This window comes from Edaphobacter sp., assembly GCF_035763405.1.
Lineage (GTDB): Bacteria > Acidobacteriota > Terriglobia > Terriglobales > Acidobacteriaceae > Edaphobacter.
In genome coordinates this window covers 1-8,712 of the sequence record NZ_DASUBE010000005.1, presented here as the reverse complement: position 1 = coordinate 8,712, position 8,712 = coordinate 1, and the positions used below count along the sequence as shown (strand labels likewise).

Below are 8,712 nucleotides of genomic sequence, written 5' to 3'. Positions count from 1 at the left end.
CCATTCTTACTGCTCTACTGCTTTGCTTTCGCTGCCGCCTTCTTTGCCGGAGCGGGAGCAGCCTTCTTCCAGAAGCTCGGGTTTGCCTGGACCCATGCATCGGGCACGTAGCTCATGGATGGCGAGAACTCGAACAGGTTGGTCTGGAGCGACTCGATGCAGGAAGCCGACAGTTCGCGGAACTTCTTCAGTCCGTCCTCGCCGAGCGCAGCTTGAAATGCCTTGCCCTGCGCCGCCTCATCATCGACCTCCGACAGCGACCGCATGGGCGAGACCACCAGGAACAGGTCCCCGTTGTCATGTCCATACTGACTCTCGAAGACCGCGGCGTGTACGCCCTCGACGTTCTCGTACCCGTGGCGGTACAGCTTGACCAGCTCCTTCCACTCGGCGATGTGCCCGAGACGCACCTTGATAGAGGTCAACTCCATATAGCGCATCTGCTCAATCTTGACTGCCGGGTGCGTGCTATAGTCCTCGTCGAATGTCCAGATGCTCTGGTCGGAACTGTTCAGCAGGTCGCCGTCAACCATCGCGTCGTGATCAAACGCCGCTGCAAGCGTCTTATTGTGCATCATGGCGTCGTTGTCCTTCTCCATGTCGGCAAAGGAGTTGTAGCCGACGATGAACAGCGAGCGCGGTTCGCCCGACATGGAGTTCATGGCAAAGTAGTGCGTTGGATACTTCGCCGCCTCCATCGCCCGGACAAAGGCGCTCTCGCTTTTCACGTGCAAGCTGCCTTGCCTGCCCGGCTTCAAAAACTCGCGCATGATCAGCAACACCTTCGGCGGATTGGTCGTGCCGTCGGGATTCTGACGCGACTGCGCCACCACAAACCCTGTCCCACTCAAAAGACAGCACCCCAGAGAGAATGTAAGCAGCTTTTTCATAGACTTAGCCTCCAGGCTTAAATCTTGGGTTGAAGATCGGTGAGGTTGGCGAACCTGCGCATCGAGTAGGGCCCAAAACACAACACAACATTACAAGTCGCTCGGTGAGCGCAAGACGGTGTTTCGATCATCCGGGAGGTGCTGGGAGAGAGCCGCCGGGAAGTGTACACCTTTCACCTTTGCCTGCAATACTTTTCTTCAGTAACCCGTGAAACAATACCCTCATGCGAATCGCCTACCTTGATTGCTTCGCCGGCATCAGCGGAGACATGCTGCTGGGTGCTCTGCTGGATGTTGGGCTCGATCCCCGGGTTCTCCAGGACGCCACCGCCGCGCTCAATCTTGGCGCGTCGCTGACGGTCGAGAAGGTGGACCGGTCTGGCATTTCGGCCACGAAGGTTCATGTGATGGATGGGGTGAAGCTGGCTGAGGCGGCTGCGGCGCACGGCCACCAGCATGACGAGCATGGCCATCAGCACCATCACGGGCGGCATTTGAGCGCGATTAAAAAAGTCATTGAATCAAGTAGTTTGCCGACTGAAGTTAAAGTAAAAGCTGTAGAAACATTTGAGCTGCTCGGGGCGAGTGAGGCCAGGATTCACAACGTTCCGGTGGAGAAGATCCACTTTCACGAGGTCGGGGCTGTGGACGCGATGGTGGACATTGTGGCGGCTACGGCGGGGCTTCATGCGCTCGGAGTGGAGCAGTGGTTCAGCTCGCCGCTGAATGTCGGCGGAGGAATGATCGACTGTGCGCACGGGCGCTTCCCGGTGCCCGCGCCAGCCACGGCGGATTTGCTGCGCGACGTGCCGACGTATTCGCAGCATGTGGACGAGGAACTGGTGACTCCGACCGGAGCGGCGATTGTGCGCGCGCTCGACCCCACCTTTGGCCCGCAGCCTGCGATGCGAGTGCAGAAGATTGGTTATGGTGCGGGCACGCGCAATCCGAAGGGCTTTCCGAACGTGCTGCGGCTCTCGATTGGCGAGTCAGCGGGCGCGGGCTATGGCTCGGTCGCGGTGCTGGAAACGGCGCTGGACGACCTGAGTCCGCAGATTCTGGCGCATGTTGCAGAGCGCGCGCTGGCGCTGGGGGCGCTGGATGTGATGTCCACGCCGGTGGTGATGAAGAAGGGCCGGCCGGGCACGCTGCTGACGGTGCTGGCGGAGGATGCGCAGGTGGCCGCGCTCGAAGACCTGCTGCTGAGGGAGACGAGCACGCTAGGTATTCGGATTCACCATGAGCGGCGCGCGTGTCTGGAGCGCAGCCACACGGCGGTCGCCACGCCTTATGGCGAGATACGCATCAAGCTTGGCTCGCGCTCGGGCGAGGTGCTGAACGCTGCGCCGGAGTTTGAGGACTGTCGAGCGGCTGCGGCTCAGCATGGCGTGCCGGTGAAACAGGTCCAGCAGGCGGCGATTGCGGCTTACCTGGGAGCGCAGGAAGGGACCCAGAGCAGATGAAGAGGAATATGCTGCTTGAACTTCTTGCCCAGGTGCAGTCCGGCGCGCTGACGCCCGAGGGTGCGAGCGAGCGCCTCGCCTCGTTGCCGTATGAGGACATCGGTCACACGCGCATTGACCACCACCGCATGCTGCGCACCGGCCTGCCGGAGGTGATCTATGCGCAGGACAAAACGCCCTCGCAGACGGCGGAGATCTTCGCGCGCATGGCTGCTGCGGGGGCCGATGTGCTCGCCACGCGCGTCCATCAGCCTACGGCGGAGGCGGTGCTCGCGGCGGTTCCTGCGGCGGTGCATCATCCTCAGGCGCGGGCGGTCACGTTGCGGCAATCGGCGGCGAAGGAGCCGGAGGGCTGCATCGCCGTGGTCTGCGCCGGGACGAGCGACCTGCCCGCTGCTGAAGAGGCCGCCGTCACGGCCGAGCTTTTCAACACGCAGGTGACGCGGCTTTACGATGTCGGGGTTGCGGGGCTGCATCGGCTGTTGGCTGTGCGCGAGCAACTGGCGGCGGCGAGCGCGATCATTGTGTGCGCGGGCATGGAAGGAGCGCTGCCGAGCGTGGTCGGCGGCCTGGTGGGCGTGCCGGTGATTGCGGTGCCTACTTCGGTTGGGTATGGGGCGAGCTTTGACGGGGCGGCGGCGCTGCTGGGAATGCTGAACTCGTGCTCGCCGAATGTGTCGGTGGTGAATATCGACAATGGCTTCGGCGCGGCGTATTCGGCGACGCTGATTGCCCGGATGGCGCATCGTTCGCAGGCCGGCTGAGCCTTGCCACGTTGCGTCCGCCGGACTAGACTTTCGCCCATGCGCAACGCAGCCCTGAAACTTCTCGCCCTTCTGCTGGTCCTTCCTCTGGCCGCGACGGCCAATGCGCAGGACTGGGCCAAGACCCGGCTCGATGCTTCGCCGCGTCACCGGGAGTATGTCACGCTTCATCACAATGGCCGCGCCGTCGAGGCGTTCATCGTGTATCCGGAGGTGAAGCAAAAGGTCCCTGTGGTCGTCATGATTCACGAGATCTTCGGCCTGACCGACTGGGCCAAGGAGATGGCCGATGAGATTGCCGCCGAGGGCTTCATCGTCGTCGCCCCCGACCTGCTCAGCGGCCACGGCCCCAACGGCGGCGGGTCGAGCGCCTTTCCTTCGACGGACGCGGCTGTTCATGCGGTCTCCGGACTTGACCCGAGCGATGTGAATGCGGACCTCGACGCGGCAGCCGATTATGCGAAGACGCTTCCGGCCTCGAACGGCAAGATGGCTGTCGCGGGCTTCTGTTGGGGAGGAGGCAAATCGTTCGCGTTCGCCACGCATCGCCATGATCTTTCAGCGGCATTTGTTTTCTATGGGCCGCCGCCGTCTGATCCGACTGCCGTCACCGCGCCGGTGTACGGCTTTTACGCGGGCAACGATGCACGCATCTCCGCCACCGTTCCCGATACGACGAAGACCATGCGGGCCGCGCACAAGATTTATGAGCCTGTGGTGTACGACGGGGCGGGGCACGGCTTCATGCGTGCCGGGGAGGCTCCCGACGCCACGCCTGCGAACAAAAAGGCGCGCGAAGAGGGCTTTGCGCGGCTGATCGCGCAGCTTAAGAAGCTGTGAGCAGGCGATAATGGAGTGTGCCCCACTCTCTTCAGGAACAGCTCGACCGCATCACACAGAACACGCGCTCGCTCGTGCAGCCGGAGCGGCTGGCCGTCTCAGAGCGGGCGACTGCCGAACTCTTTAACACGGGCATTGAAGACCGCGTGCTGAAGCCGGGGGCACAGGCTCCAGCGTTTACGCTTGAAGATGCTCGCACGGGGAAGCCGATTCGTTCGGCAGACCTGCTCGCCCTCGGGCCGCTGATCGTCAATTTTTTTCGCGGCCGCTGGTGTCCTTATTGCGTGACGGAGTTGGAGACGTGGCGCGATCTTTATCCTGAGGTCCGCCGCAGGGGCGCGTTGCTTGTCGCCGTCTCGCCGCAGACTACGCGCCAGAACAACTTCGCCATCGAGCAGCATGAGCTGCCGTTTCCTCTGCTCGCCGACTCCGGCGCGACGGTCGCGGAGGCGTTCGGCCTGGCCTATACCGTTCCCGCCGAGCACCGCCGCTACTTCCAGTCGATTCTGGTGAACATTCCGTTCAACAATGCGGGGCTGAGCTATCACAACGCGACCGAAGCAAGCTGGCGGCTGCCGCTGCCCGCCGTCTATGTGATTGGGCAGGATGGGACGGTGCTCTTTGCGGAGGCGCACGCTGATTTCCGCGTTCGGCCTGAGCCCGCGGAGGTGCTCGCCGCGCTTCACCGTTAAAGAGGGTGCTGAAAACGTGAGTTTGGTGGTGCGTGGAGAGAGGCCCGGGGCTAAAGAGGGTGATGAAAAAGTGTCTCGCCGGGAAGAAAGCGTACCTCAGCGGCTAAAGCTGCGTTGATTTTGCAGCGTTAGCGGCACGGCTGAAGCCGTGCCCTTAAGCAAAACTGACTTTTTCAGCACCCTCTTCAGCCCTTATATTTGCTGGATTTTTCGTGGGGCTGAAGAGGGTGTGTGAGAACCAGAATGATATGTCGGGCCTTCAGAGGGTACTGAAAAAGTCATTGGCGAAGAGAAAGGCGTACCTCAGCGGCTAAAGCCGCGTTGATTTTGCAGCGTTAGCGGCACGGCTGAAGCCGTGCCCTTAAGCAAAACGGACTTTTTCAGCACCCTCTTCAGCCCTCAGGGGCTATAGGAGCCCGTTTCCTGGGCCTTCGGCCCAGGCTGGTATATGTCGCGCCGTTGGCGCTGAATGCTTTGCGAAGTTCTCACACGGTCTCTGAAGCCCACGCTCATCCCCGAAGGCAACCGCGACGTGTGAAGTCACACCCTTTCAAGATCGAGATTTAATCAGCGGCTCCCTAGTCTGCTGAAGCGAGAGCTTCGCGCATGTAGGCCTTGGCGGCCTGGAAGTTTTCGGCGATGCGATAGGATTTTTCTACGATCTCGGCGGCGTGGATGGGCGAGAGGGTCTCGTTGGCGGTCTGCTCGAAGAGGGTGAGCCAGCGGTGGAAGTGTTGCGGGTCGAGCGGGAGCTGGAGGTGGGCCAGCATGGGATGGCCTTTGTAGCGGCCTGTGGTGAGCAGCACGCTGGACCAGAAATCTTTGAGCTTGGCGAGGTGGTGCGGCCAATCGCCGACGATGGCGTTGAAGATGGGGCCGATCTCGTCGTCCAGGCGGACCTTGGCGTAGAAACGATCGACGAGGAGGCTGATCTCTTCTTCGGTAATTTTTTCGGTTTCCATGCCCTTAGTTTAAGGGCCTGACGCGGGGTCGGCTATGACTGAAGTAGGAGACGCGCGTCCTTTCAGATAATATGTTTTTACTTCGATTTGTTGTTATGGGATATAGGATAGACGAGAGCGTCCCGGAGCAATAGCGGCTGATTGGAAGTCTGAAGAGCAGTATGAGAACGGTAGACATTTGACAGTGAAGGTGTGAAATACGGGGATCTCTCCGCTGCGGCGGCAAAAGCGTCGCCTTCGGTCGAGATGACGTGGTTTGGCGGTGCGGCAAACAGGGCTGGCTTCGGTTGAGATGACGTGGTGTAGTGGCGTGCCCTTAAGCAAAGCGCCCATGTTGCATAGATTTCATAGAGGTTCTGAACGTCTCCGACTCGTGTGTGTTGGGGCAAGTGGAAACAGGTGAAGGAAGTTGCGAGGGATGATGCAGGGAATTCGGCATGGAATTACGGCGGTGCTTGCTGTTGTTTTGAGCGTGAGCAGCGCGGCACAGACACAGGCCGCGCCGGAGGGGACACCGGAGCAGCGGGCCCAGGCGCTGGTTCGGCAGATGACGCTTGAGGAGAAGATCGATCAACTGCACGGGGTGAGCAATCAAGAGCACAACCGCTGGGTGCTGGGCGTGCCCAGGTTGGGGATTCCGCCACTGCCGATGGCGAATGGGCCGGCGGGCATTGGGCCGGCGGATCGCGTGCAGCCTCCGGGCACGGCGTTTCCTGCGCCGATTGCCGTGGCGGCGTCGTGGGACGTTGCCGCGGCGCGTGAGTATGGAGTTGTGGTGGCGGGCGAGTTGCAGGATATTGGCCGCTCGATGTTGGAGGCGCCAACAGTGAACATCGCGCGCATTCCGACGAGCGGGCGCACGTTTGAGGCTTATGGCGAAGATCCGTTTCTGACGAGTGAGATTGGTGTTGCGAATATCGAAGGTATTCAGAGCCTGGGGATGATTGCGAACGTAAAGCACTTCGCGCTGAACAATCAGGAGACGGACCGGCTCACCGTCAGCGCGGTAGCGGATGAGCGGACGATGCGGGAGATTTATTTTCCGGCGTTTGAGGCTGCGATTAAGCGCGCGCATGTTGCGTCGTTGATGTGTGCCTATAACAAGGTGAATGGCGAGTACGCCTGCCAGAACAAGTTTCTGCTGACGGATGTTCTGCGTAACGACTGGCACTTTGACGGATTCGTCGTGTCGGACTTTGGCGCGGCGCATAGCGGAGTGGGTGATTTGAATGCGGGCATGGATCTGGAGATGCCGACAGGACATACCTACAATCAGTCGCTGATGGAGCAGGTGAAGGCGGGCACGATCTCGGTGGCGCAGATTGATGCGCTGCTGGAGCATCGCTATGCGGCGATGATTCGCATGGGGCTGTTTGGCAAGGCGATTGAGATGCGTCCGATTCCGGAGAAGGCGAATGGCGAGGTGGCGCGGCGGCTTGCTGAAGAAGGGATGGTGCTGCTGCGCAATGAGGGGAATATTTTGCCGCTCGATGCGAAGCGCGCGGGCACGGTGGCGGTGATTGGTCCGATGGCTGATATGAATGTCGAGGGCGGCGGGGCGGCATACGTGATTGCTCTGCATACGGCGACGCCGATACAGGCGATGCAGGCGCGGCTGGGGCGAAGGATGATTGCCGCGCCGGTGGGTGCGCTGGGTTTGATTGACCAGTACGCGACGGTGGATGGGCTGGCGCTTTCGCCTCCGGGTGCGAAGGCTGGCGTGCATGGTGTGCAGGCGGAGTATTTCGACAATACGACGTTCTCGGGCACGCCGAAGGTAACTCGTGTGGAGCGTGTGCCGGAGTTGATTGCGGAGTTCGGGCCGCCTGCTGCGGGCTTGACCTCGCGCTTTTCGCTGCGCTGGACGGCGACGCTGACTGCTCCGGCGAGCGGCACGTACACGCTAGGCACGGAGGTGTGGGGCAGGGTGGCGCTTTATCTGGATGGAAAACAGGTTGCCGGTGGAATGGAGCATTCGACCGACATGCAGCCGCAGGTGGCGACGGTGCATCTGGAGGCGGGTCGCGTGTATACGCTGCGGTGCGACTATGTTTCGACCGGGCGCAGCATTGCGCGCGTCTTGTGCAGATGCCTGAGGGCGTGGAGCCTCCGGGGATTGCTGAAGCTGTGGCTGCGGCGAAGCGTGCGCATACGGCGATTGTGTTTGCGGGGGCGTGGTCGCATGAGGGGTATGATCGCTCGACGCTGGCGCTGCCGGGGTATCAGGATCGGTTGATCGAGGCCGTGGCGAAGGCGAATCCGCGCACGATTGTGGTGCTTGAAACGGGCGAGCCGGTGCTGATGCCCTGGCTTCACGACGTTGCATCAGTGGTGGAGGCCTGGTTCCCGGGAGAAGAAGGCGGGCCGGCGATTGCGAATGTGCTCTTCGGTGATGTGAATCCTGCGGGCAAGTTGCCGCTGACGTTTCCGGCGAGCGATGGTGAAGTGCCTGCTTCGACGCCGCGGCAGTATCCGGGGATTAACAAGGTGGAGTATTACAGCGAGAGGCTGAATGTGGGCTATCGCTGGCAGGATGCGGAGCAGAAGACGCCGCTGTTTCCGTTTGGCTTTGGCTTGTCGTATACGCATTTCAGCTTCAGCAATCTGAGCGCAACCGCGAATGCGGATGGCGATGTGAACGTGCAGGTGAAGGTGACGAACGATGGCAGGCGCAGCGGCGCGGAGGTTGCGCAACTGTATGTCGGGTTTCCAGCGGAGGCGGGCGAGCCGCCGTTGCAACTGAAGGGATTTCAGAAAGTGCAGCTCGCGGCGGGTGAGTCGAGCGAGGTGAGCTTCACGCTGGATCGGCGTGCGTTTTCGTACTGGTCAACGGAGGCGCACGGATGGCGTGTTGCTCCGGGGAGCTACACGATCCATGTTGGCGATTCTTCGCGGAACCTGCCGTTGGTGCAGACGATTCGCCGTTAGGGAGACCCTGATGAAGGTCAAAAAATCCCTCAGGGGCTAAAGAGGGTGCTGAAAAAGTCATTGGCGAAGAGAAAGGCGTACCTCAGCGGCTAAAGCCGCGTTGATTTTGCAGCGTTAGCGGCACGGCTGAAGCCGTGCCCTTAAGCAAAACTGACTTTTTCAGCACCCTCTAA

8 protein-coding genes are annotated in these 8,712 nt (G+C 61.1%); 6 read left to right on the top strand and 2 right to left on the bottom strand.

Features of this window, described 5'->3' with window-relative positions; all coding sequences use genetic code 11:
• Positions 1–14: 14 nt before the first annotated feature.
• Positions 15–890 carry a hypothetical protein gene (locus VFU66_RS00465; protein ID WP_326444258.1) on the bottom strand — a complete coding sequence of 292 codons (876 nt, stop codon included), beginning with the start codon at positions 888–890 and terminating at the stop codon, positions 15–17.
• A 224-nt stretch (positions 891–1,114) separates the two neighbouring features.
• Here VFU66_RS00465 and larC point away from each other — a divergent pair, with 224 nt between their 5' ends.
• From larC to VFU66_RS00445, 4 genes are read left to right on the top strand one after another with little or no spacing between them, the layout of a single operon-like run.
• Complete coding sequence (gene larC, locus VFU66_RS00460; protein ID WP_326444257.1) at positions 1,115–2,353, top strand: nickel pincer cofactor biosynthesis protein LarC; 1,239 nt, start codon at positions 1,115–1,117, stop codon at positions 2,351–2,353.
• On the top strand, positions 2,350–3,117 hold the full coding sequence (gene larB / locus VFU66_RS00455) for a nickel pincer cofactor biosynthesis protein LarB (RefSeq protein WP_326444256.1): 768 nt from the start codon (positions 2,350–2,352) through the stop codon (positions 3,115–3,117). Before larC ends, larB begins: the two co-directional genes overlap by 4 nt.
• Positions 3,118–3,156: 39 nt before the next feature.
• On the top strand, positions 3,157–3,957 hold the full coding sequence (locus tag VFU66_RS00450; RefSeq protein WP_326444255.1) for a dienelactone hydrolase family protein: 801 nt from the start codon (positions 3,157–3,159) through the stop codon (positions 3,955–3,957).
• A gap of 17 nt (positions 3,958–3,974) precedes the next feature.
• Entirely contained in the window at positions 3,975–4,649 is a 675-nt protein-coding gene (locus VFU66_RS00445) for a peroxiredoxin family protein (RefSeq protein ID WP_326444254.1), read from the top strand.
• A gap of 578 nt (positions 4,650–5,227) precedes the next feature.
• Here the strand turns inward: VFU66_RS00445 and VFU66_RS00440 are convergent.
• On the bottom strand, positions 5,228–5,611 hold the full coding sequence (locus VFU66_RS00440; RefSeq protein ID WP_326444253.1) for a group III truncated hemoglobin: 384 nt from the start codon (positions 5,609–5,611) through the stop codon (positions 5,228–5,230).
• A gap of 418 nt (positions 5,612–6,029) precedes the next feature.
• On the opposite strand from VFU66_RS00440, the gene VFU66_RS00435 reads away from it, so the two are divergent.
• Positions 6,030–7,847 (top strand): glycoside hydrolase family 3 N-terminal domain-containing protein, encoded by a 1,818-nt coding sequence (locus tag VFU66_RS00435; protein WP_326444252.1) that lies wholly within the window; start codon positions 6,030–6,032, stop codon positions 7,845–7,847.
• The gene (locus VFU66_RS00430; protein ID WP_326444251.1) at positions 7,739–8,539 is read left to right on the top strand and encodes a glycoside hydrolase family 3 C-terminal domain-containing protein; all 801 of its coding nucleotides are present in this window, start codon (positions 7,739–7,741) and stop codon (positions 8,537–8,539) included. The genes VFU66_RS00435 and VFU66_RS00430 overlap by 109 nt, the downstream gene beginning before the upstream one ends.
• Positions 8,540–8,712 lie beyond the last annotated feature (173 nt).

Coding starts and splice junctions, on each gene's coding strand:
- VFU66_RS00465 (WP_326444258.1), bottom strand. CDS start 890: ATGAAAAAGCTGCTTACATTCTCTCTGGGGTGCTGTCTTTTGAGTGGG.
- larC (WP_326444257.1), top strand. CDS start 1,115: ATGCGAATCGCCTACCTTGATTGCTTCGCCGGCATCAGCGGAGACATG.
- larB (WP_326444256.1), top strand. CDS start 2,350: ATGAAGAGGAATATGCTGCTTGAACTTCTTGCCCAGGTGCAGTCCGGC.
- VFU66_RS00450 (WP_326444255.1), top strand. CDS start 3,157: ATGCGCAACGCAGCCCTGAAACTTCTCGCCCTTCTGCTGGTCCTTCCT.
- VFU66_RS00440 (WP_326444253.1), bottom strand. CDS start 5,611: ATGGAAACCGAAAAAATTACCGAAGAAGAGATCAGCCTCCTCGTCGAT.
- VFU66_RS00435 (WP_326444252.1), top strand. CDS start 6,030: ATGATGCAGGGAATTCGGCATGGAATTACGGCGGTGCTTGCTGTTGTT.